Source organism: Tistrella mobilis, from assembly GCF_041468085.1.
GTDB lineage: Bacteria > Pseudomonadota > Alphaproteobacteria > Tistrellales > Tistrellaceae > Tistrella > Tistrella mobilis_A.
Window position 1 is genome coordinate 2,635,753 of record NZ_CP121017.1, and the last position, 22,624, is coordinate 2,658,376.

Annotated in this window: 17 protein-coding genes and 2 tRNA genes; 4 read left to right on the forward strand and 15 right to left on the reverse strand. The window is 65.2% G+C overall.

Features of this window, described 5'->3' with window-relative positions; genetic code table 11:
• Positions 1-109: 109 nt before the first annotated feature.
• The 12 genes from lon to P7L68_RS17790 all read right to left on the reverse strand — a co-directional run bounded on the left by lon (position 110) and on the right by P7L68_RS17790 (position 16,364).
• On the reverse strand, positions 110-2,530 hold the full coding sequence (lon, locus tag P7L68_RS17735) for an endopeptidase La (RefSeq protein ID WP_372000342.1): 2,421 nt from the start codon (positions 2,528-2,530) through the stop codon (positions 110-112).
• Between the two features lie 216 nt (positions 2,531-2,746).
• Positions 2,747-4,015: an ATP-dependent Clp protease ATP-binding subunit ClpX gene (gene clpX / locus P7L68_RS17740; RefSeq protein WP_372000344.1), complete on the reverse strand. Its 1,269-nt coding sequence runs from the start codon at positions 4,013-4,015 to the stop codon at positions 2,747-2,749.
• A 381-nt stretch (positions 4,016-4,396) separates the two neighbouring features.
• Positions 4,397-5,029, reverse strand: coding sequence for an ATP-dependent Clp endopeptidase proteolytic subunit ClpP (clpP, locus tag P7L68_RS17745; protein WP_372000346.1), 633 nt, complete (start codon positions 5,027-5,029; stop codon positions 4,397-4,399).
• A 125-nt stretch (positions 5,030-5,154) separates the two neighbouring features.
• On the reverse strand, positions 5,155-6,513 hold the full coding sequence (gene tig / locus P7L68_RS17750; protein ID WP_372000348.1) for a trigger factor: 1,359 nt from the start codon (positions 6,511-6,513) through the stop codon (positions 5,155-5,157).
• A gap of 285 nt (positions 6,514-6,798) precedes the next feature.
• Entirely contained in the window at positions 6,799-8,439 is a 1,641-nt protein-coding gene (locus P7L68_RS17755) for a hypothetical protein (protein ID WP_372000350.1), read from the reverse strand.
• A 261-nt stretch (positions 8,440-8,700) separates the two neighbouring features.
• Positions 8,701-9,492 carry a hypothetical protein gene (locus P7L68_RS17760; RefSeq protein WP_372000352.1) on the reverse strand — a complete coding sequence of 264 codons (792 nt, stop codon included), beginning with the start codon at positions 9,490-9,492 and terminating at the stop codon, positions 8,701-8,703.
• The gene (locus tag P7L68_RS17765) at positions 9,492-9,992 is read right to left on the reverse strand and encodes a hypothetical protein (RefSeq protein ID WP_372000353.1); all 501 of its coding nucleotides are present in this window, start codon (positions 9,990-9,992) and stop codon (positions 9,492-9,494) included. The genes P7L68_RS17760 and P7L68_RS17765 overlap by 1 nt, the downstream gene beginning before the upstream one ends.
• 42 nt (positions 9,993-10,034) lie before the next feature.
• On the reverse strand, positions 10,035-11,237 hold the full coding sequence (locus P7L68_RS17770) for an acyltransferase family protein (RefSeq protein WP_372000354.1): 1,203 nt from the start codon (positions 11,235-11,237) through the stop codon (positions 10,035-10,037).
• Positions 11,238-11,283: 46 nt separating this feature from the next.
• Positions 11,284-11,368 (reverse strand) — tRNA-Leu (locus P7L68_RS17775).
• A 119-nt stretch (positions 11,369-11,487) separates the two neighbouring features.
• On the reverse strand, positions 11,488-13,098 hold the full coding sequence (locus tag P7L68_RS17780) for a hypothetical protein (protein ID WP_156502961.1): 1,611 nt from the start codon (positions 13,096-13,098) through the stop codon (positions 11,488-11,490).
• A 99-nt stretch (positions 13,099-13,197) separates the two neighbouring features.
• Entirely contained in the window at positions 13,198-14,694 is a 1,497-nt protein-coding gene (locus tag P7L68_RS17785; RefSeq protein WP_372000356.1) for a malonyl-CoA decarboxylase, read from the reverse strand.
• A 104-nt stretch (positions 14,695-14,798) separates the two neighbouring features.
• The gene (locus P7L68_RS17790) at positions 14,799-16,364 is read right to left on the reverse strand and encodes an NAD(P)H-hydrate dehydratase (RefSeq protein WP_372000358.1); all 1,566 of its coding nucleotides are present in this window, start codon (positions 16,362-16,364) and stop codon (positions 14,799-14,801) included.
• A gap of 173 nt (positions 16,365-16,537) precedes the next feature.
• On the opposite strand from P7L68_RS17790, the gene P7L68_RS17795 reads away from it, so the two are divergent.
• On the forward strand, positions 16,538-16,906 hold the full coding sequence (locus P7L68_RS17795; protein ID WP_372000360.1) for a hypothetical protein: 369 nt from the start codon (positions 16,538-16,540) through the stop codon (positions 16,904-16,906).
• Positions 16,907-16,916: 10 nt separating this feature from the next.
• Positions 16,917-17,519, forward strand: coding sequence for an endonuclease/exonuclease/phosphatase family protein (locus tag P7L68_RS17800; RefSeq protein WP_372000362.1), 603 nt, complete (start codon positions 16,917-16,919; stop codon positions 17,517-17,519).
• A gap of 129 nt (positions 17,520-17,648) precedes the next feature.
• Here the strand turns inward: P7L68_RS17800 and P7L68_RS17805 are convergent.
• Together P7L68_RS17805 and P7L68_RS17810 are read right to left on the reverse strand one after the other, a co-directional pair.
• A tRNA-His gene (locus P7L68_RS17805) sits at positions 17,649-17,725 on the reverse strand.
• Between the two features lie 94 nt (positions 17,726-17,819).
• The gene (locus tag P7L68_RS17810) at positions 17,820-18,992 is read right to left on the reverse strand and encodes an aminotransferase (RefSeq protein ID WP_372000364.1); all 1,173 of its coding nucleotides are present in this window, start codon (positions 18,990-18,992) and stop codon (positions 17,820-17,822) included.
• A gap of 436 nt (positions 18,993-19,428) precedes the next feature.
• Here P7L68_RS17810 and P7L68_RS17815 point away from each other — a divergent pair, with 436 nt between their 5' ends.
• Entirely contained in the window at positions 19,429-19,767 is a 339-nt protein-coding gene (locus P7L68_RS17815; protein ID WP_014745508.1) for a P-II family nitrogen regulator, read from the forward strand.
• Between the two features lie 258 nt (positions 19,768-20,025).
• Entirely contained in the window at positions 20,026-21,435 is a 1,410-nt protein-coding gene (gene glnA / locus P7L68_RS17820; protein WP_372000366.1) for a type I glutamate--ammonia ligase, read from the forward strand.
• 155 nt (positions 21,436-21,590) lie between these two features.
• Here glnA and P7L68_RS17825 read toward each other — a convergent pair whose 3' ends face one another.
• Positions 21,591-22,523 (reverse strand): DMT family transporter, encoded by a 933-nt coding sequence (locus P7L68_RS17825; protein WP_372000368.1) that lies wholly within the window; start codon positions 22,521-22,523, stop codon positions 21,591-21,593.
• Positions 22,524-22,624 lie beyond the last annotated feature (101 nt).

Genomic DNA, 22,624 nt, shown 5'->3' on the forward strand with positions numbered 1-22,624 from the left:
GCCCGTCGAAAACCGCACAAATCCGCCAAAAAACAGCCCTCGCACCGCCGAAGGCGCGAGGGCTGTTCATTCTTTTCAACCGAAGGTGCGCAGCCCCTCGGACGGGTGCTCAATGTGCCCGTGCGCCGGGCGCCTCGCCCTGTTCGGTCGTCTCGTCGCGGCTGCTGTCTGCCGCCTTGTCATCGGTCCGCTCCGGCCACTCGATCGGCGTCAGGGGCTTCAGAAGGGCATGGGCCAGAACATCATCGACATGCGAGACGGGGATGATGGTCAGCCCCTTCTTCACATTGGCCGGGATGTCCGCCAGGTCCTTCTCGTTGTCCCGCGGGATCAGGACTGTCTTGATGCCGCCATGCAGGGCGGCCAGCAGCTTCTCCTTCAGACCGCCGATCGGCAGGACGCGGCCGCGCAGCGTGACCTCGCCGGTCATGGCGACACTGCGGTTGACCGGGATGCCGGTCAGAACCGACACGATCGAGGTCACCATCGCGATACCGGCGGACGGGCCGTCCTTCGGCGTCGCGCCCTCCGGCACGTGGATATGGATGTCGGCCTGCTCGAACACCGTCGGCCGGATCCCGTAATCCACCGCCCGCGAGCGGACATAGGATCGCGCCGCCTGGATGCTCTCCTGCATGACTTCGCCGAGCTTGCCGGTGATGGTGACCTTGCCCTTGCCGGGCATCTTCACCGCCTCAATCGTCAGCAGGTCGCCACCCACTTCGGTCCAGGCGAGGCCGGTAACGGCGCCCACCATGTCCTCAAGTTCCGCCTCGCCGAACTTGAACCGCCGCACGCCCGCATATTTGTCGAGGTTGGCCGAGGTGATCGACACCTGCTTACGGGTGCCCATCACAAGTTCCTTGACCGCCTTGCGCGCCAGACCGGCGATCTCCCGCTCCAGGCTGCGCACACCGGCTTCCCGGGTGTAGCAGCGGATCAGGTCGCGAATCGCGCCGTCGGAGATCGAAAACTCGCCCTCTTTCAGCCCCTGCGCCTTAACCTGCTTGGAGATCAGGTGGCGCCTGGTGATCTCGACCTTCTCATCCTCGGTGTAACCGGAGATGCGGATGATCTCCATACGGTCGAGCAGCGGCTGCGGCATGCGCAGGCTGTTGGCCGTGCAGATGAACATCACATCCGACAGGTCGTAATCGACCTCCAGATAGTGGTCGGCGAAGGTGCCGTTCTGCTCGGGGTCCAGCACTTCCAGAAGCGCCGAGGACGGATCGCCGCGGAAGTCGGCGCCGAGCTTGTCGATCTCGTCGAGCATGAACAGCGGGTTGGTCTTGCCGGCCTTCTTCATCGACTGGATGATCTTGCCCGGCAACGAGCCGATATAGGTCCGGCGATGACCACGGATCTCAGCCTCATCGCGCACGCCCCCCAGGCTCACGCGCACGAATTCCCGGCCGGTCGCCCGGGCGATCGACTTGCCGAGCGAGGTCTTGCCGACACCCGGAGGGCCGACGAAGCACAGGATCGGACCCTTGAGCTTGGCCACGCGCATCTGCACGGCCAGGTGTTCGATGATCCGCTCCTTGACCTTCTCCAGGCCGTAATGATCCTGATTCAGGACTTCTTCGGCCCATTTCAGGTCCTTCTTGACCTTCGAACGGGTCTTCCAGGGCAGGCCGGTCAGCCAGTCGAGATAGTTGCGCACCACCGTCGCCTCGGCCGACATCGGGCTCATGGTCTTGAGCTTCTTCAGCTCGGCCATGGCCTTGTCATGGGCTTCCTTGGGCATGCGGGCCTTGCGGATGCGCTCCTCGATTTCAGCGCTCTCGTCACGGCCGTCTTCGCCCTCACCCAGTTCCTTCTGAATCGCCTTCAGCTGCTCGTTCAGATAGTACTCGCGCTGGGTCTTCTCCATCTGGCGCTTGACGCGCGAGCGGATGCGCTTTTCCACCTGCAGAACTTCGATCTCGCCCTCGATATGGGCGTAAATCCGTTCCAGACGCTCGACGACAGTCGGAGTCTCAAGCAGTTCCTGCTTCTCCGCCACCTTGAGCGACAGATGCGAGGCGATGGTGTCGGCAAGCTTCGCCGGCTCCTCGATCTGGTTCAGGGTGACCAGAACCTCCGGCGGGATCTTCTTGTTGAGCTTCACATACTGCTCAAACTCGGCCACGACCGAGCGCGACAGGGCCTCGACCTCGCGGCCGGCATCCTCGCCCTCGGCGATCGCCTGGGCTTCCGCCTGAAAATAGTCGCCGTCGGAGATGAGGCGCTCGACGCGTGCGCGGCTGGCGCCCTCGATCAGCACCTTCACGGTGCCGTCGGGCAGCTTCAGCAGCTGGAGCACGGTGCCGATCGTGCCGACCATGTAGATGTCGTCAGCACCCGGGTCCTCCTGGGCGGCATCCTTCTGCGCCAGCAGCAGGATCTGCTTGTCGCTGCGCATCACCTCTTCAAGCGCGCGCACCGATTTCTCGCGACCGACGAAGAGCGGCACGATCATATGCGGGAAGACGACGATGTCGCGCAGCGGCAGGACCGGGTAGGTGTGCGTGCGATGAGTTTCGGTCATGGCCAGTCTCGCATTTATCGGAATCGGCACGGCGTCGGACACGCGGCCCCGGAAGGCCGACATGGCGCCTCGACGTCACATCGGCCCGATTCCTGTTGAGGCCGCGCACACGCGCCCACCGGATGCCGGCCATCCCGCCTCCGAAGAGGCCGGCGATGGCCGGGGCATCACAGCCGGCACGGGTCAGACCGTGCCGCGGCCGAATTGTCGCAGGGATCAGGAAGCGTTGCCGCCCACGTCGCCCCGCCGGTCCGCATAGATATGGAGAGGCTTGGCCCGGCCTTCAACGACCTCCCGATTGACGACGATCTCTTCGACCCCATCGAGGTCGGGCAGATCGAACATCGTGTCGAGCAGGATCTCTTCCATGATGGCGCGAAGGCCCCGCGCACCGGTCTTGCGCTCGATGGCCCGCTCGGCGATCGCGCCCAGCGCATCGTCCGAGAAGGTCAGATGCACGTTCTCCAACTCGAACAGGCGCTGATACTGCTTCAGCAGCGCGTTCTTCGGCTTGGTGAGGATCTGAACCAGAGCGTCGCGGTCCAGATCGTGCAGCGTGGCGATCACCGGCAGGCGCCCGACAAATTCCGGGATCAGGCCGAACTTCAGCAGATCCTCAGGCTCGACCTGACGCAGCACATCACCCGAACGACGGGTTTCCACCGGCTCCACATTCGCACCAAAGCCGATCGAGGTCTTGCGGCCACGGTCGTTGATGATCCGGTCGAGACCGACGAACGCGCCGCCCACGATGAACAGGATGTTGGTCGTATCCACCTGCAGGAACTCCTGCTGGGGATGCTTGCGCCCGCCCTGCGGCGGCACCGAGGCGACGGTGCCCTCCATGATCTTCAGCAGGGCCTGCTGGACGCCCTCGCCCGACACGTCGCGAGTGATCGAGGGGTTGTCGGATTTGCGGCTGATCTTGTCGACCTCGTCGATATAGACGATGCCGCGCTGCGCCCGCTCGACATTGTAGTCGGCGGCCTGAAGCAGCTTCAGGATGATGTTCTCGACATCCTCGCCGACATAGCCGGCTTCGGTCAGCGTGGTCGCGTCCGACATGGTGAACGGCACGTCGAGGATGCGGGCCAGGGTCTGGGCCAGCAGCGTCTTGCCGCAACCGGTCGGGCCGATCAGCAGGATGTTGGACTTGGCGAGTTCGACCTCGGCACCCTTGCCGCCCTGGTTCAGACGCTTGTAGTGATTGTACACCGCAACCGACAGGATCCGCTTCGCCTGATCCTGTCCGATCACATAATCGTCCAGGACGTTGAAGATGTCCTTCGGGGTCGGTCCGCGATCACGCGTCTTGACCAGCGAGGTCTTGCTCTCCTCGCGGATGATGTCCATGCAGAGCTCTACACACTCGTCGCAGATGAACACCGTTGGCCCGGCGATCAGCTTCCGCACCTCGTGCTGGCTCTTGCCGCAGAACGAGCAATAAAGTGTGTTCTTGCCGTCGCCGCCGCTGGACTTGGTCATCGTGTCTCCACTCGTTGGCTCTGCCCGGCGCCCATGTTAGCCGCCGGTCGCGCCCGGGCACAAACCCTAAAAAGCGGCAGACCGACGATGAACCGTCCTGGCTTCGGGAACGCGCCCCAGGTCGTCTGCCGGTGCGGGGGTCCGGACCGGGAGACCGCAGCATCTTCACCGTGCCGCGGTCAATGGAAATGTAATGCGCAGTTCGCGCTTGCCAAAGGGGGAAAAATCATCGGGCGACGCTTCCCGCTTCCACCCCGGACATGAAGAACCCGCCACCGCGTGCGCGCGATGGCGGGTTGCATGTAGCGGAACGCCCCATCGGCCGCCATTCCGGACGATGTCGTGCGGACCGACGATCGCGCACGACGACCGGCCGGACGGTCAGGACGCTGCGTCCTCGGCCTTCGGCCGCTGAGCCACGACCGTGTCGATCAGGCCGAAGGCCTTGGCCTCTTCGGGCGACATGAAGTTGTCGCGCTCCATGGCCCGCTCAACTTCCTCCAGCGGGCGGCCGGTGTGCTGAACGTAGATCTCGTTCAGCCGGGCACGCAGCTTCAGGATTTCACGGGCATGGATCTCGATGTCGGTCGCCTGGCCACGGAACCCGCCCGAAGGCTGATGGACCATGATCCGGGCGTTGGGCAGCGCGTAGCGCTTGCCCGGCGCACCACCAGCCAGCAGCAGCGAGCCCATCGATGCCGCCTGTCCGATGCAGAGGGTCTGCACGTCGCAGCGGATGTACTGCATCGTGTCGTAGATCGCGAGGCCCGAGGTCACCACGCCACCCGGCGAGTTGATGTAGAAGGAAATGTCCTTCTTCGGATTCTCGCTCTCCAGGAAGAGCAGCTGGGCGGTGATGAGGCTCGAAACATTGTCCTCGACCGGCCCGGTCAGGAAGATGATGCGCTCTTTCAGAAGACGCGAATAGATGTCATAGGCGCGCTCGCCCCGGTTGGTCTGCTCGACCACCATCGGCACCAGCGAATTCATGTAGGTATCGAGCATGTCGCTCATGCGCTTTCCGCTCCCCTCGACTGACATCACCGATCTTCATAAGGCCTCTGCCGGGCGCTTGAGACGTCACGACCGCCCTCGGGATACGGGGGCGGTCGCGGACGGTCTCTCGGCAGGGCGGCGGATCAGGCCTCGGACTTGTCCGACGCCTCTCCGGCCTCGCCGTCCTCGTCGGGATCCTTCATCAGATCCTCGGCGCTGACGACCTTCTCTTCGACCTTCGCCTGGGCGAGGATGTGGTCGACGACCTTGTCCTCGAAGATCGGCGCCCGGAGCGCACGCAGCGCATCCGGATTCTTCTGGTAATACTCGATCACCCGCGCTTCCTGACCGGGGAAGCGGCGCGCCTGCTCGATCAGGGCGCGGTTGACCTCTTCGTCCGCCACCTGAACATCGTTCACGCGACCGACTTCTGCAAGGACCAGACCCAGACGAACCCGACGCAGGGCGATCGCGCGATACTCCTCGCGGACCTCGTCCTCGGTCTTTTCCATGCTTTCGAAGGTCTGGCCGGTGCGGGCCATCTCGTCGGTCAGCTGCTTCCAGATGCCGTCGAACTCGGCTTCAAGCATGCCCGCCGGCACGTCGAACGCATAGCGGCCCGCAAGCGCATCCAGCAGCGCACGCTTCAGCTTCTGGCGCGAGATCTGGTCGTAACGGCCGCGGAAGTCATCGCGGATCGCCGCCTTCAGCGCATCCAGGTTGTCGAGGCCCAGCTTCTCGGCCAGGGCATCGTCGATGCCGGCGGTCTTCGGCGCCTTGACTTCCTTGACGGTGGTCTCGAACACGGCGGCCTTGCCCGCCAGGTGTTCTGCACCGTAATCCTCGGGGAAGGAGACCTCGACCTTGCGCTCCTCACCGGCCTTGGCGCCGATCAGCTGGTCCTCGAAGCCGGGGATGAAGGTGCCCGAACCCAGCGCCAGCGCGTAGCCTTCGGCCTCGCCACCCTGGAAGGCCTCGCCGTCGACAAAGCCCTTGAAATCGATGACCACCTGGTCGCCGGTCTCGGCGGCGCGGTCCTCGACGGTCTCGAACTCGCGATTGGCGGCGGCGATGCGCTCCAGCGCCTCGTCGACTTCCTTCTCGTCAACCTCGGCCGCCTCGCGGACCAGTTCGACATCCGAGAAATCGCCCAGCTCGAATTCCGGCATGATCTCGACGACCATGCTGTATTCAAGATCCTGGCCCTCGTCGAAAGCCGTGATCTCGATCTTCGGCTGGGTGGCCGGGCGCAGATTGTTCTGGTCCAGCACGTTGCGCGAGGTCTCGTTCACCGCCTCTTCCAGCACCTCGCCCATCACCGAGGAGCCGTAGCGCTGCTTCACGACCTTGGCCGGGATCTTGCCGGGACGGAAGCCGGGCATCTTGATCGTGGCCGCGATCTGGGCGATGCGGGCGTCGATCTTCTCGTCGATCGAAGCGGCCGGCACGACGACCTTGTATTCGCGCTTGAGCCCTTCGGCGTTGGTCTCGGTGATCTGCATCAAAACGGTCTCACAGGGTCGGTTGACTGCGGCAGCACCCGGTGCGTCGCGGGGAAGGAGACGCATCCCGGGCCGGCCGGGACCGCCTCCGGACGAAACGCCGGGTGCGCGAAGAGACGTGATCGCGGGCAGCACTGCACCACGACACGGGCGGCAGCCATGTGGCACGAAATCACCCGGTTACGCAAGTCCAATACGTTGCGAAAACCGGCTCTCCGGCGGGATCCCCCGCCGGAGAGCCGGGCCTGCATCGCAGCCGCAGCCCGCCCGCATCGGCACGCGGGTTCAGGTGAGGGCATGCAGGGTATAGGTCGTGCCTGACGCATTCCACGCATCACGGACGATGACATCCCGCCCCGAAATCTGCACCAGATCCGCCGCGGCGGAGGAGTGGACCGACACGGCCATCGACCGGCCCCGCCCCGGACCGGTGGCAATCGTCACCGAGACGAACACCAGTGCGAAACGCAGGGTCAGAACCTTGGACGCACCGCCGTCGCCATCATAAGACGTCACGTCCCGGCTGGTGTCGGCGACCGCCTGACGCCAGGCGGCCGGCAGATTGTGCGACTCCATATGAGCGGGCAGAAGATTGTCGCGCACCACAAGGTTCGTGACGGCCGCGGTGCCCGTGGGAAGGCCGATGAGCATGCCCTCCCGCAGCATGACGGGAATGTCCACGACGTTGTCGGTAACGATGACACCGTCCACCGGCTGGTTGATCCGCACGATGTGGCGCACGGCGCCGACATACGGATCGGTGGTCTCGACGTCGTTGTCGGTGCAGACATCCTTCATCACATTGCCGCGGAAGACAATGTTCCGGCAATTTTCATGGCAGGTGAGGATGTCACGACGGACGTATTTGAAGTGGTTGCCGTCCACCGAGACGTTGCTGACGTTCTTCATGACGATGCCGGACATGATCTGGCGCGTGTCGCCCGGGGTCGATCCGCCGGTCCCGGCCGCATTGTCCGTCATGCCGTAGAAGACGTTGCCGCCGATGCGGATGCTGTCGCCGCCATTGATGGAGAACAGCTGGAAGGTTGCGCCGGAATGGATCAGCAGATTGTCAGTGAACAGGGATTCGTTGGCATAACCTTCGAAAACCCGGCAGTTGGTGTCGATATAGTTGCCGGAAAACTGGATGCCGTGGATGCGCGAGGCATTCCAGCCGATGTTGCGCAGCAGGAAGCCGCCCGATCCGGCGTGAAAACGGTTGTCACGGATCATATAGGCGCGCATGCCGCTGCCAAGCGCCTGATCGACGTTCTTGCCGGGATTGAACTGCGCCGGGTTGAGCGGATCAGCATAAGGGTCGTCCTGCGGATCCGGCCAGTCGAGGACGACCGCGTCGATGAACAGGACCATGTTGCATTGGGTGATGTTGAGCCCGCGCCCCTTGATGTGCACCAGGGTCTGGGCCTTGGCCAGCGTGCAGCCTGTGATGCGCAGATCAACGTCGGCGTTGTTTGTCCCGTCCGGCGTAACAAGATAGTCCTCCTCCGCGAAAATCAGCACGCTGTCGGCTTCAGCTTCAGCCCGGCCGATGATGACCAGGTTCTCGAGGCAGACGGAATCCGAATGGACGTGGACCACCGGGCTCACACCGGTCGAGGTCGCCGCCATGGTGATGGCCGGGCGGGCAGTGACGCTGGGGCCCATGGTGACGAAGATGCGCTGACATCGCGTGCGGAGATGCAGCGTGGCGCTGACGAGATATTTGCCGCTCAGGGCCACGTCGCGCCCGCTTGCCAATGCGGCTTGCAGGGCGACGGTGTCGTCGGTGACGCCGTCACCTGCGGCCCCGAAGTCTTCGGGTGTCACGTACTCGGCCAGCCTGGCCGTCAACGTCCGCGCGACCGCACCGGGATAGGGCGCCGTATACAGCACGTCGTCTGAAGATATAGACATATCAAATTCCATTTTTTACCGCCAGATTTAGCGGCTATTTTCATTTTAAAACTTCGGACGATATTTTTTTGTTTTATGTGTTGCGTATTGCCGCAACACAATTCGGTATACTTTAATATTCAGACACGAGAGACAAGAGCACGAATACGGCACTCCAGGCCCTGTCCTGACAAACAATGCAACCCGGCAGATGGCAGCCATCCGCCGGGTTGCGGCCGTCGCGGTCGTCCAGGTGGTGCCGTCCCTCTCCGTCGGGCACCGCTTCATTCATGGTCAGGTGAAGGCAGGCAGCGTGTAGGAAATCCCGCTGGCGTTCCAGGCATCCTTCACCTTCACCGTCCGTCCCGAGATCTCCACCTGATCCGAGCCGGCGGTCGCAGTGACCGACACCGCCATGCTACGCCCGCGATCAGGGCCGCTCACGATCGTCGCCAGGACGAAGACGGGGGTGAAGCGAAACGTGAATTCCTGCGACGTCTGTCCGTCGCCGGTGTAGGCAACGACGCGGCGGCTGGTGTCGGCCGATGCCCCGGAGACGGGAGACGCGAAGGCGTGGGCGCCGATCTCGATCGTCTGCGTTCCATCGGTCAGGGTCGGCAGAATGTTATCGTCGATGATCCAGTTCGTCAGGCTTCCGCCCACGACGACACCCACCAGAGGCGGGTTAGCGACGGTGCGCAACGGATTGTCGAGCACATTGCCCCGCACCAGAAAGCCATCCAGCGGTGCTGCGACACGCACCCCGTAGCGCGTGGTCGGCGGACTGATCGTCGTATCGTCGTTGTCCATCCCGACATTCTTCATCACGTTGTCGCAGATGCTGACATTCGGCACGCCCGAGGCGATGAGAACGACATCGCGCAGCACGCGCTTGAAGTTGTTCCCCACGATAGCGACGTTCGACGCGTTGGAAACGTAGATCCCCGAGACAAGTTCACGGTGCCTCTCGACATTGGGCTCGATATTCCCGGTGTCTTCCATGCCGTGGAAGGTATTGTCGGCAATTCTGATGCAATCGCCACCTTCGATCGTGAAGACATAGCCGGCCGACTTGCCGTGAATCATCACATTGTCCGAGAAGAGCGATTCGTTCGCCACGCCCCTGAATAGGCTGCCCCCTGAACGAAATCCGAGGGCCACTCGATCTCCAGAACATGCACGGCCAGCACGAGGTTGCAGCCCGACAGCCGAAGCCCACGCCCGACCACCTTCACCAGCGTCTTCGCATTACCGAGCGAGCAATTGGTGATGGTGAGGTCGACATCCGCCCTGTTCTGCCCAAGCGGGGTGTAGGCAGCCGCCTGGTTGGCGAAGACGATCATGGAACCCGTGGTTTCCAGTGTCGTGTCCCACTCCAGCTTGTCCTGCGGATTACCCTGCATCACCAGGCCATCGATGACGACACCCGAAGTGAGAACATTCAGGCCGGCCGTACCGCTTGCGAGATCCGCGAAATACAGGCCCGCCACGGCCATATAACCCGGCCCGGTGCTTCCCTGGATCTTCTGACCGATGGTCTTGACCAGCAGCGGCTGGGTGATGCGATGACGACCGGTGATCAACACGTTGCGGCCGGTATCCAGGGCAGCCTGAACGGCAAGCGTACGTCATAGCCGCCCATCCTTCGCCCCGGTCCGGCACCCAGCCGGCCGGATGCCCGCAGGAAGGTTAGGCGAGCAGGCCGCAGCCGGTGCCGCCGGAGACGTTGCCGCATTGCGGCGCATTACGATTCTGGACGAAGGGACTGCTTTTTGATCTGCATGCGGGGCGCCAGGTCGAAGGAACGGCGCACCAGACGAACCGCCGGCTTTTCGACAAAAAAATGAAACATACAGGATCCGGCAAGCGCCATAGTTGCGGCGACAGCCAGGAATGCGATGCCGCCGGCGCGGCCATCGGCAAGTGCCAGAGGCCAGATCGCCCGCACTGCACCGATCGCAAAATAATGACAGAGATAAAGGGCATAGGAGGCGTCCCCCCAGAAGGCGGAGCCATCCGATCCGCCGGACATGCCCGCCCTTCTCCAGAATCACCGCCGCCAGCAGGATGACCGCTGCGGGAACCCCGGCGGTCAACCACCGCCAGAGGTCATAGGTCGTCTGCGGGGCCGGTGTCATGAAAAGAGCAACCGATCCGGCCGTCAGCAGGATCAGACCCGCCGGACGCGACAGCCGCATCCGGCCGAGGAAGGCGACCGCGACCGCCATCCCCAGCACGAAGTCGAACAGGATCGGCGAGGTCCAGACCCGAAATGCCGCCACGCCGGGACGAAAGATCAGACCCGCCGCCACCAACCCGGCCACGATGGTGACCATCGCCGCGACGCGGCGGGCGGGTAGCACGGCCAGCACCAGAGCGAACAGTAGATAGAATTCAAGCTCGAGGTTCAGCGACCAGCCGAGCTGGAACAGCGGCAAGGCCGTGCCCGTCTCAGGATGCGTCCAGGGCAGGAATGCGAAGGATGCCGCCACATGGGCCGCGTCCAGTCCCATCGTGTGGAAGATCGACGGTGCCAGGATCGCGAGCGCCAGCACTGCCGCGGTCACGATCCAGTAAGGCGGGGCGACCCGCGTCAGCCGCCGCAGGAAGAAGTCACCCGGCCGCGCGCCTTCCCGCGCCGTCATGCAGGTCATGATGAAGCCGCTGATCACGAAGAACAGGTCGACGCCCTTCTGCCCGTCCGAAAAGACGGACAAACCACGCCCCTGCAGGTGCACGGCATAGCTGTGACTGGCATGGAGCAGCACGACCATCATGGCTGCCAAGATACGCAGATACTGGACATGAAAGATGGTCGGCAGGCTGGTCATATCCGGATGCCCGCGGCGCGCCCGAAGAATGAAGTCTGGGAAACGATGGTGCGGGCGGTGGGACTCGAACCCACACACCTTTCGGCACGAGAACCTAAATCTCGCGCGTCTGCCAATTCCGCCACGCCCGCGAACCGGCGGTGGATATAGCAGATCGGCTGCGGCGCCGCCAGAATGTCGAAAGGCCCGTCCACCAGCGAACTGACGGACGGGCCCGGAACAGCCTGTAACTCTCTGACGACCCGTGCTGTCAGGCGACGGCGAAGAGGGTATAGGCAGTCGACGACGTATTCCACGCGCCCTTGACCGTCACAACGCGGCCGGTGATTTCCACAAGCCCGGAGGCCGCCGCGCTGGCGGTGCCCACGGAGACGCTCTGGCCCTGAGCGGCACCGCTCACCTGCGTCACCGTCACATAGCTGGGCGTGAACTTCAGCGTGAAGGCCTGCGTCGCATTGCCGTCCCCTTCATACGGGATCACCTTCTGCGCCGTATCCAGCATCTCGGGCGCATTGGTCACGGCAGTCGAGCTGAAGTCGGAGATGTACATATCCGTCGGCACGACGTTCGCGCCGACCGACAGATTCTTGATGGTCGTCGAACCGGGATTGACGATCCCGATCAGCGAGCCACCGGTCGGGTTGGACTGGTCGACGATGTTGCCGTCGACCACCAGACCATCGACATCTGCCGACTGGCCGTTCACGCGCACAGGAGCCCGATCGGCCGCCGGCGTGGCGATATTGGCGAGGCACACATCCTTCATGACGTTGTTGCGCACCAGGATGTTGGCGCTGCCCGGTCCGATGTCGACCACCGCGTTGTTGACACGCTTGAAATGGTTGCCATCCACCGAGACGTTGCGTGCCGCCGCGATGAGGACGCCGGAATGGATCTCACGCGTGACGATCGGGTGTTCTGGCGTCGCCTCCAGGCGGTTCGGCTCCATCCCGTAGAAGATATTGCTGGCGATCCGCACGCTGTCGGAGCCGGCCTCGAGATGAACAAGATGTGCTGCCACCGTGCTGTGGATCACGACGTTGTCCGAGAAGAGCGCATCTTTCGCAACGCCCCGGAAGAGGCGGATATTGGTGTCGATGAAATTGCCGATCACCATCAGACCACGCATGTTGGCCTTGTTTGCGCCAATGTTGGTCACGATGTAGCCGCCCGTGCAGCCATGGATCCGATTGTCGCGGACGGTATAGCCCCTCATGCCGCTCAATGCCGTGTTGTCGTCGTTGGGACCATCCTCGAAGTCCGCCGGCCAGTCGATCTGCAGGACATCACGGGCACGCACCAGGTTGCAGTTGGTCAGCCGGATGGTACGACCCGTCACCCGCACCAGTGTCTCGGCCTCGCCGAGCGAGCACTGACTGATGGTCAGATCCACATCGCCGTTGTTGGCCGTATCAGGCCCCACGGCCGCATCTTCATTTGCGAAGATGATCGACGAGCCGGCCGGAAAACCGTCGCTGTCGCGCCCCTTCACGATAAGGCTGTCGAGGACGACACCCGACGACTTGACGTTGATGACTGCCTGGTTTGCGCCGAGCGTCGGGAAATTGATCGACGCCTTCCCCATATAGCCGGCGCCGGTGGACCCGAAGATCCGCTGACCATCAGTCGTCACGTTGAGCGGCGCCGTGATCAGATGCTTCACAAAACCGGACTGACCGTCCCGGTTGGACACAAGCATCACATGACGACCACTGTCGAGCGCCGCCTGAACCGCAACGGTATCGTCGGCGACACCATCGCCGACCGCCCCGAAATCCATCGGTGTCACAAAATCGGAGAGCTTCTCCGAGAGGTCGCGCGCCACAGCACCCGGGTAGTGGGCTGTATAAGTAACCGGCATGTTCTTTTCCTCATATCGACGGCGATCATTCGCCATTCAGAATATGAAGGAAGTATCCCGGATCTGGCGACCACCAGCTTGTTGCAACAGATCTCAGATTCAGCGCAACAGCCCCCGTACGGCAGAGCCGGCCCGGACCTCATGCGCGCCCCCGGTATAGGCCTCATGATTATCCTCAATCTCGCCGCGCTTGTAGAGATAGTTGACCATCATGCCGGCTGACTGACGAACCCCCTTGGCGCTGAGATCGGCGCGCCAGTTGATCCGCTCCACCCGCGCACCATTGGACAGGTGGAAATGCGCCACGCCGTCCCGGGCCCGGCCGCGGGTCTTCTCCTGGGTCAGATACCGGGCGGCCAGCCGCATCAGCGGTGCCTTCAGCGCCTCGGCGAGCTGCGGCTCGGCCGGCCAGTCGCGATCGAGCGCGAGCGCAAGCGGATGGCCGTCGGTGTCCCTGGGCAAGGCGGCCTTCAGCTTCGACCGCTCGGCCTCTGACAGCAGCCCCTCCCCACCGGCCGCCAGGCACTCGTCCAGCCAGGCCCTGAAGCCGGGGATCGGCGACAGGGTCGCAAAGGTCTTCAGGTTGGGCAGGTCGTGGGACAGATCCTCGACCACCCGCTTGATCAGGAAATTACCGAAGCTGAAGCCTGCCAGGCCCTTCTGGGCATTGGAAATCGAATAGAAGATCGCCGTGTCGGCGGTTTCCGGATCCGCGGTTGGCGCTGTCTCGTCCAGCAGGGTGTGAACATCGCCCGCCAGCCCCTTGACCAGGGCCACTTCCACGAAGATCAGCGGCTCGCGGGGCATCTTGGGATGGAAGAAGGCATAGCAGCGCCGGTCGCTTTCCAACCGGTTGCGCAGATCCGACCATGAACGGATCTCGTGCACCGCCTCGTATTCGATCAGCTTTTCGAGCAGGGCGGCGGGCGCATCCCAGGTGATCCGGGTCAGATCCAGCAGACCGATGTCGAACAGCCCCGAGAGCACCTCGCGCAGCTCGTGCTCCATGCCGCGCGCGGCCGGATCGGTCCGGGTCAGCGGCAGCAGATCGGCGCGCAGATCAACGAGAAACTTCACGCCCTGCGGCAGGCTGCTGAACTGGCGCAGCAATCGCGCCCGCGGGCTCACCAGGGTCGCCCGCAGCCGTTCCAGCGCCCCCACCCGCGCCGCCTGATCGGTACCGGCGTCACGCACCGCCGCCATGGCCGCATCCAGATCAGCCGGCGGCACGTCGAACTCGGCGGCGAGCAGGGTCAGGAAAGCGGCCTTGCCTTTCGGCGCCAGGCCCAGATAGACCTGCCCCAGTTCCGCCGTGCGCGCCCGGGCCGAGACTTCCCCGCCCACGGCATCCAGCGACTGGCGGATCAGCCCGCGGATCCGGTCCAGATCCTCCGCCGGCAGTTCGGGTCGGATCGGCGCACCAATGCGGGCCCGCGCCTGCTGCGACACCTCGCGCCACAGCCGGTTCAGCCGGTCCAGGGTCCGGTCGAAAAAGCCCGGACCTTCCGCCCCGGTATCGGTCGGGGGCGGCGGCGTGACGGCAACTCCGGCCGGAACGGGAAGCGTGGTCTGCGCGGGCGTCACGGTATCGGTCACGGCGGTCCTCCTTCGGCTCTTGCGGCCCTTCAGAGGATCAGGGGATGCGGACCTTCGCGTTCAAGTCTTGACATGCCCAGGAGTGGTGAAGCTTTCGTGGCATCTCAGCCGTCGAGCCCGAAGCCCAGCGGATCGAGGGTCGGGTCGGTGCCCGGCGCCACCGCATCCAGCACCGCAGGCAGGGCATCGGGCAGGTCTTCGGCGATCAGCCCGCGCGGCAGCCGGCGGGCGGCGGCCCCATGCAGCCAGACCGCCGCCGCCGCCGCCTCGAAGGCCGGCAACCCCTGGGCCAGCAGGCCGCCGGCGATGCCGGCCAGAACATCCCCGGCCCCGGCGGTCGCCAGCCGCGCCGGGGCGTTACCGTTAATGGCGATGCGGGCTCCGGCCCCGCCGGGTGCCGCGATCACACTATCTGCCCCCTTCAGTACCACCACCGCCCCGGTGTGGTCGGCGGCGATCCGGGCACGATCGAGCCGCCCCATATCGGACAGGTCGGGAAAGATCCGGGCAAATTCGCCGTCATGCGGCGTCAGCACCACCCGCGCACCATGACCGGTCACCTCGCGGATCTGATCAAACAGCAGGTCGGGTGTAGCAGCGAAGGCCGTCAGCGCATCGGCATCCAGCACCGCAGCGGGCAGCCGGGCCAGCGCGCGACGCACCCAGTCACGGGTCAGCGCATCCACCCCCTGCCCCGGCCCGAGCACGGCGGCCGCCACCTTGCGGTCGTGGAGCAGTTGCTCGAAGGCCTCGGGCGTCGGCGCCACCCGGGTCATCACTGCCGGATCGGCACCGGCATAGATCGAGAGCGCGTCCGACAGGCAGGCGATGGTCACCAGCCCCGCCCCTGCCCGAAGGCCCGCCCGGGCCGCAAGCCGCGCCGCCCCCGCCGTCTCGGGCGGACCGCCAGCCACCACCAGATGACCGCGCCGGTATTTATGGTCCGAGGCCATGGGTGCCCCCAGGGCACGGCGCCAGAGCGACGGACGGTTGAGCATAGTGGCAGGCGCAATCTCGCGCAGCACGCTGTCGGGGATGCCGATATCGGCGATCACCAGCCGGCCGCGCAGGGCACGGCCCGGCATCAGCCAATGGCCGGGCTTGGGCCTGAAAAACGACACGGTCAACACGGCCGGGGCTGCCATGCCCATCACCGCGCCGTCGTCTCCCGATACGCCGCTCGGCACGTCCACCGCGACCACCCTTGCAGTCGAGGCGGCGAGCGAGGCCAGAAGATCGGCCAGCTCTCCCTCGATCGGTCGTGACAGGCCGGCACCGAACAGGGCGTCGATCACCACCGGCGGCACCGTCTCGTCGGGCATGGCTGCAAAACGAGCGGCTGCCTGTGAAATCGGCAGCACGCTGCCCATCCACTGATCAGCGGCCAGACGGGCATCGCCGCGAAGCGCCTCCCGATCCACCATTGAGGCCAGTTCGACCGGCCAACCGGCCGCCGCCAGATGCCGGGCGGCCACCCAGCCGTCGCCGCCGTTGTTGCCCGGGCCCGCCAGAACCATAACGCGCCTCGGTTGCGGCCCCATGGCCGCCATCACCTCTTGTGCCACGGCCGCGCCGGCGGCTTCCATCAGAACGATACCGGCGGTTCCGCCGGCAATCGTGGCCTGGTCGGCGCGACCCATCTCGGCACAGGTCAGCAGCTCGTGGCTCATGGCTCGCAGGTCCTTCCAGCGATGGAGGTCGGCCGCAGGGGCGAGGCCCGCGCGACACGCTCCGCATCTTCGGCGTGCGGGCCGGCTTTGACAAGAATCCTGCCCCACACCTAAAGTTCGGGATGTCACCCTGCACGACACGGACCCCAATCACCCCGGAGGCCCTGGAGACGATGGCGACCACACCGCCCTGGAGCGTGAAAGGCGTCGACCGAGATGCCCGCGACATCGCCAAACGTGCCGCCCAGGCGTCCGGGCAGACGCTCGGCATCTGGCTTGCCGAAGCGATCCGCGCCTTCGCCGAAGCCCAGGCCGTCCATGCCGCAGAGAGCAATCGCTGGGACGATCCCGCCACCCCGGCTCCGGCAGCCACAACGGCGGCGGCGGTGGATGACGGCCGCATCGCCGAGATCGAGGCGCGGCTCGCCCGGCTTGAAGCAACCCTCAACGAGCACCGCGAGCGGTCGGAACATGCCCTTGCCGATCTTGCCCGCGGATTCGTGGCGCTGGCCGAGAAGCGCAGCGCACCGCCCGCGGGCTGACCGGCACCGGATGCGCCTCCTGTGCTGGAACCTGAAGCGCCCCGATGACCGCCGCCTTGCCGGCATCGCCGGGCAGCTGCGGGATCTGGAGGTGGATCTGCTGATGGCGCAGGAAACCCGCCCGGGGGACGGACCGGCACTCGGCCGGCTGCTGGGAGGTGCATCGGCTTTCACCGCGGCCTTCCCGCTCCGCGGCAGCGCCGAGGGCCATCTCATCTGGCGGCGGCATGATCCGGTCGGCCCCGTTCAGCCGCTGATGCTCGGCGGCTGGCCCTGGCCGCGCATCGCGCAGCTCTTTCGCCTTACCCCCCGGGGACCCGTTGCCGCCAATCTGCAGCTGTCCCACGGCCCTCTCGCCCATCGGCGGGAACTTGGGGTGGTGGCGGGCCATCGCCCCGCCCTGATCGCCGGCGATTTCAACTGGCCAGAGGCGCTGCGCCTGCGGGGCTGGCAGGACACCACACCTGCCGGCGGCAGCTTTCGCCTGGGACCACTCCGGCTGCGTCTCGACCGGGTGCTGATTGCCGGAGACCTGCCGCAGCCGTCGGTGCGGATCCTGCCGCATGGCGGGCTTTCGGACCACGACGCCCTGCTGATCGACCTGCCACTCTGAACCCGGTGCCGAAAATACGAAAGGCGCGGAACCAGATGGCATCCGCGCCTTTCGCCGATCGCTAGAACCGGCTTAAATCTCTATCCGGGTCTCTGACCCTCATACTGTCACATGCGACAGGAGGGGGAGTGGGGCGAGTGATGGGATTTGAACCCACGGCCTCCAGAGCCACAATCTGGCGCTCTAACCAACTGAGCTACACCCGCCACCGGAGTGCCGTTTCTCTAATACGCCGGCCCGTGGCGGGTCAAGCGGTTTGTGAAGCGGCCCGGCGAGTTTTTCCGCTCAGGCGCTGCGGGCCTACTGGAAGCCGCCGGCGGCAAAGAAACGTTCCAGCCGGGCAACCGCTTCTTCCAGAACGCTTTCCCGCTTGCAGAAGCAGAAGCGGACGAAGTTGCGGATATCGCCCGCCTGATAGAAGGCGCTGAACGGCAGGCAGGTCACCCCCGCCTCCACCGTCAGACGGCGGCTGAACTCCACGTCGTCCATGTCGCCGACCAGCGGCCGGATGTCGGCGCCGATGAAATACGTCCCCTCGGCAGCCAGCACGTCGAAGCCCACCCGGCGCAGCCCGGCAGACAACAGATCCCGCTTGGCTGCGAGGTCCGCCGCCAGGCCGTCGAAATAGCTGCGGTCCATGGTCAAGCCATGGGCAACCGCCCGCTGAAGATTGGGGGCGGTGGTGAAGGTCAGAAACTGATGGGCCCGGCCAAGTGCCGCGGCGATCGGCGCATCCGCCACCAGATAGCCGACCTTCCAGCCGGTCAGCGAGAAAGTCTTGCCGGCGGAGCCGACCCGGACGGTCCGCTCGCGCATGCCCGGAAGGGTGATCATCGGCCGGTGGGCGCGGCCGTCGAAGACCAGATGCTCATGCACCTCGTCGCAGACCACCACGGCGTTGTGCGCCTTGACCAGATCGGCCAGGAAGGTGAGATCGTCGTCGCTGAACACCTTGCCGGTGGGGTTCATCGGCGAGTTCATCAGCAGCATGCGGGTCTTCGGCCCGAAGGCGGCCGCCAGCGCCTCGCGCGGCAGCTCCCAATGCGGCGGCTCGACCCGCACCAGTTTCGGAACGGCACCCGCCAGCTGCACGATCGGCAGATAGCTGTCGTAAAGCGGTTCGATCAGCACGACCTCATCGCCGGGATTGAGCAGGCCCAGCAGGGCCGCCGCCAGCGCTTCGGTCGCGCCCGAGGTCACGATGACCTCGCGCATCGGATCGACCTCGATGCCATAGAATCGGCGGTCATGCTCGGCCACCGCGCGGCGCAGTTCGGGGATCCCCGCCATCGGCGGATACTGGTTGCCGCCGGCCATGAGGGCGTCGGCGGCGACACGCCGCACCTCCTCGGGCCCCTCCCAGTCGGGGAAGCCCTGGCCGAGATTGACGGCCCCGTGCTCCTGCGCAAGCGCGCTCATCACGGTAAAGATGGTGGTGCCATAGCCGGAGAGGATCTGATTGGCGAACTGCACGGCCCGTTCCTGCTGATGCGCCGCCCCGGATTTCTCAATCTCGGGTTGGGTTGAGTGAAGACGAGGGCCCGAGGATCGCAGAAGCGGAGCCATCCGACAAGGCAGCCGCACAGATGCTGGCCCATCTGCCTTCGTTTTGGGCAGCACCTGCCCGTGTTTTAGCCAAAGCCCGTGGACCCTCGCACCGTCGCGGCGCCTCCGGGCGGGCTGGTCCGTGATGTACCAGTGACTTGCGCAGATTGGCACGGCACGTGCAAACGTTGGTCGGCGTGGGTGGTGCGCGCCACCTGCCGGTGTACGGCTCGGGCGCGTCCAGCGCATGACCGGCACCCCCCGCCTCCAGGCCCCGCAGGTCCTGGCCGCCGTGACCGGCAGTCGGATTGAGGGGCCCGGATCTTCCGGTTCATGCGCGCGACTGACGAGAGTAGCCGCCGAGATGAAGAAGATCGAAGCCATCATCAAGCCCTTCAAGCTCGACGAGGTGAAGGAGGCGCTGCACGAGATCGGCCTTCAGGGCATGACCGTGACCGAAGCCAAGGGTTTCGGGCGCCAGAAGGGTCACACCGAGCTGTATCGTGGTGCCGAATACGTCGTCGACTTCCTGCCCAAGGTGAAGATCGAGATCGTGGTCGGCGACGCCCAGGTCGAGCGCGCGATCGAAGCCATTCAGCAGGCCGCCCATACCGGCCGGATCGGCGATGGCAAGATCTTCGTGACGCCGGTCGAGGATGCCATCCGCATCCGTACCGGTGAGCGCGGCAACGACGCCCTCTGAACGGTTCCGCAGGGCACCGGGCAGCAGGCCGGAGACGACCGGCCCGGACGGATCTGCCCTGCAACCAGATCGCCATTGATCCGCACCGCCGCCGGTGGTGCACTCACGAGACTGAAAAAAGCTCGGCCCCGCCCCCGCAGACGCCTGACGGCGGGCCGACCGGTCGGTATGACGGATCATCCGGGGACACGGTGGTCCGGATGCCGCAGTCCAGGCAGGCCCGTCAACAGGCAGGCCAATCAACAGGCAGGATAGAAAATGTCGGACGCGAAGACTGTCCTTCAGCAGATCAAAGACAACGAAATCAAGTTCGTCGATTTCCGCTTCACCGACCCGCGCGGCAAGTGGCAGCACACCACCTACTTCGCCGAGGCGGTGGACGAGGGCACCTTCACGGACGGCGTGATGTTCGACGGTTCGTCGATCGCCGGCTGGAAGGCGATCAACGAGTCGGACATGATCCTGATGCCCGACTGCACCAGCACCTTCATCGACCCCTTCGCCGCGCAGCCGACCCTGGTCGTGGTCTGCGACGTGCTGGAGCCGTCGACCGGCCAGGGCTATGAGCGCGACCCGCGCTCGACCGCGCTGCGCGCCGAGGCCTACCTTAAGTACACCGGCGTCGGCGACACCGCCTTCTTCGGCCCCGAGCTGGAATTCTTCCTGTTCGACGACGTCCGCTTCAATGTCGGCATGTTCGGCGCCTCCTACTCGGTCGACGAGCTGGAACTGCCCTCGAACAGCGGCCGTGCCTATGACGAGGGCAACACCGGCCATCGTCCGAAGGTGAAGGGTGGCTACTTCCCGGTGTCGCCGGTCGACAGCATGTCCGACATCCGCGGCGAGATGCTGGAGCAGCTGAAGGCCGTGGGCATGACCCCGGTCCTGCACCACCATGAAGTGGCACCGGCGCAGAACGAGCTGGGCACCGGCTTCGGCACCCTGACCGCGACCGCCGACGGCGTGCAGAAGTACAAGTACGTCGTCCACAACGTCGCCCATGCCTTCGGCAAGTCGGCCACCTTCATGCCGAAGCCGGTCTCGGGTGACAACGGTTCGGGCATGCACACCCACCAGTCGATCTGGAAGGATGGCAAGCCCCTCTTCGCCGGCTCGGGCTATGCCGATCTGTCGGAGATGTGCCTCTACTACATCGGCGGCATCATCAAGCATGCGAAGGCGCTGAACGCCTTCACCAACCCGTCGACCAACAGCTACAAGCGCCTGATCCCGGGCTTCGAAGCCCCCGTGCTGCTCGCCTACTCGGCGCGCAACCGTTCGGCCTCGATCCGTATCCCCTATGTTGCGAGCCCGAAGGGCAAGCGCATCGAGGTTCGCTTCCCGGATCCGACCGCGAACCCCTACCTCTCGTTCTCGGCGATGCTGATGGCCGGCCTCGACGGCATCGAGAACAAGATCCATCCCGGCGACGCCATGGACAAGAACCTCTACGACCTCCCGCCGGAGGAGCTGAAGGACGTCCCGACCGTCTGCGGCTCGCTGCGCGAGGCTCTGGCGGCTCTCGACGCCGATCGCGAATTCCTGAAGAAGGGCGAGGTGTTCACCGACGCCCAGATCGATGCCTATATCGATCTGAAGATGGAAGAAGTCTACGAGTGGGAGCACACCCCGCATCCGGTCGAGTTCCGGAACTACTACAGCGTGTGATCTCCAAGCGTTTGATCGCGCCGGACTGGGTCGCGGATCGAGGAGCGGGGGCCTTCGTTTCGTGAACCGCCGGTGACGGTCGACCGACGGGGCCGTCGTTTCCGCTTTCGGGTGGGAACGGCGGCCTCGGCGTTTTCGGGCCATCTGTTCTTCGTTCAGCGGGCTGCGACACCCGTCCTGGCAAGCCAGATACCACCGGCCAGAATGACCGCCCCGCCCGCCAGCGCCGCCGGCCCCGGCACTTCGGCAAACAGCAGCCAGCCCAGGGCGGCGCTGAACACGATCCAGACATAACGCACCGGGCCGAGCGTGGCGGCATCCGCCAGGCGGTAGGCCTGAATGTTGCAGGTCTGCCCCAGGATCGCCGCCGGCCCCAGGCACAAGAAGGCGGTCAGCATCCAGCCCGACATCGGCTGCCAGACCAGCAGTGCCGGCAGGGCCAGCAGCAGGCTGCCGAACAGATTCACATAGAACAGCACCACCAGCCGGGTTTCCGAGCGCGCCAGCGTCTTGATCATGATCGCCTCGATCGCGATCAGCGCGGCACCGCCCAGCGCCACCAGGGCCGGCGCCCACATGGCCGGCGTAAAGCGCACCCCCTGCCCGCCCGCGAAGACGACGATCGCGGCACCGGCAAGACACAGGGCTGCGGCGGCCCAGCGTGCCGGCCGCACCCGCTCGCCAAGCAGCGTCACCCCCAGCACCACCGTGAACAGCCCCTCCAGCAGGCCGATCGCGGCGGCATTGGCGACGGGCATCGCGGTTGCGGCGTGAATGGCTGCCATGCCCCCCAACCCGCCGCATCCGGCGCGGACGGCATGCAATCCCGGCTGGCGCGTCGCCATCGACCGCCAGCGCCCGAGGCTGGTGACCGTGGCCATAACCGTCACCAGCCCGCCCAGATACCGCAACCACATGATCTGGAGCGCGGGGATCAGCCCACCGGCGATCTTGCCCGACATGAAGATCAGGGCGAAAACCCCCACTGCCGTCACGGCCCACAGAATGCCCTGCGCCTCGGCCCCGACCACAGGGGCACGGGGGGCAATCCGCCGCAGGGCCGCGCCGTCGTCACCATCGATGGACATGATGCCGCTCCATTCCGCATACGCCGCAACAGGCGGCTCGCCTCGGAGCATCGGTCAGGGATACCATATCCGTCCAATGCCACTTTGGCGGTACTTCATGC

Coding starts and splice junctions, on each gene's coding strand:
- glnA (WP_372000366.1), top strand. CDS start 20,026: ATGTCGGACGCGAAGACTGTCCTTCAGCAGATCAAAGACAACGAAATC.
- P7L68_RS17815 (WP_014745508.1), top strand. CDS start 19,429: ATGAAGAAGATCGAAGCCATCATCAAGCCCTTCAAGCTCGACGAGGTG.
- P7L68_RS17790 (WP_372000358.1), bottom strand. CDS start 16,364: ATGAGCCACGAGCTGCTGACCTGTGCCGAGATGGGTCGCGCCGACCAG.
- P7L68_RS17825 (WP_372000368.1), bottom strand. CDS start 22,523: ATGTCCATCGATGGTGACGACGGCGCGGCCCTGCGGCGGATTGCCCCC.
- tig (WP_372000348.1), bottom strand. CDS start 6,513: ATGCAGATCACCGAGACCAACGCCGAAGGGCTCAAGCGCGAATACAAG.
- P7L68_RS17780 (WP_156502961.1), bottom strand. CDS start 13,098: ATGCCGGTTACTTATACAGCCCACTACCCGGGTGCTGTGGCGCGCGAC.
- P7L68_RS17770 (WP_372000354.1), bottom strand. CDS start 11,237: ATGACCAGCCTGCCGACCATCTTTCATGTCCAGTATCTGCGTATCTTG.
- lon (WP_372000342.1), bottom strand. CDS start 2,530: ATGACCGAAACTCATCGCACGCACACCTACCCGGTCCTGCCGCTGCGC.
- P7L68_RS17800 (WP_372000362.1), top strand. CDS start 16,917: ATGCGCCTCCTGTGCTGGAACCTGAAGCGCCCCGATGACCGCCGCCTT.
- clpX (WP_372000344.1), bottom strand. CDS start 4,015: ATGACCAAGTCCAGCGGCGGCGACGGCAAGAACACACTTTATTGCTCG.
- clpP (WP_372000346.1), bottom strand. CDS start 5,029: ATGAGCGACATGCTCGATACCTACATGAATTCGCTGGTGCCGATGGTG.
- P7L68_RS17760 (WP_372000352.1), bottom strand. CDS start 9,492: ATGATTCACGGCAAGTCGGCCGGCTATGTCTTCACGATCGAAGGTGGC.
- P7L68_RS17755 (WP_372000350.1), bottom strand. CDS start 8,439: ATGGAATTTGATATGTCTATATCTTCAGACGACGTGCTGTATACGGCG.
- P7L68_RS17795 (WP_372000360.1), top strand. CDS start 16,538: ATGGCGACCACACCGCCCTGGAGCGTGAAAGGCGTCGACCGAGATGCC.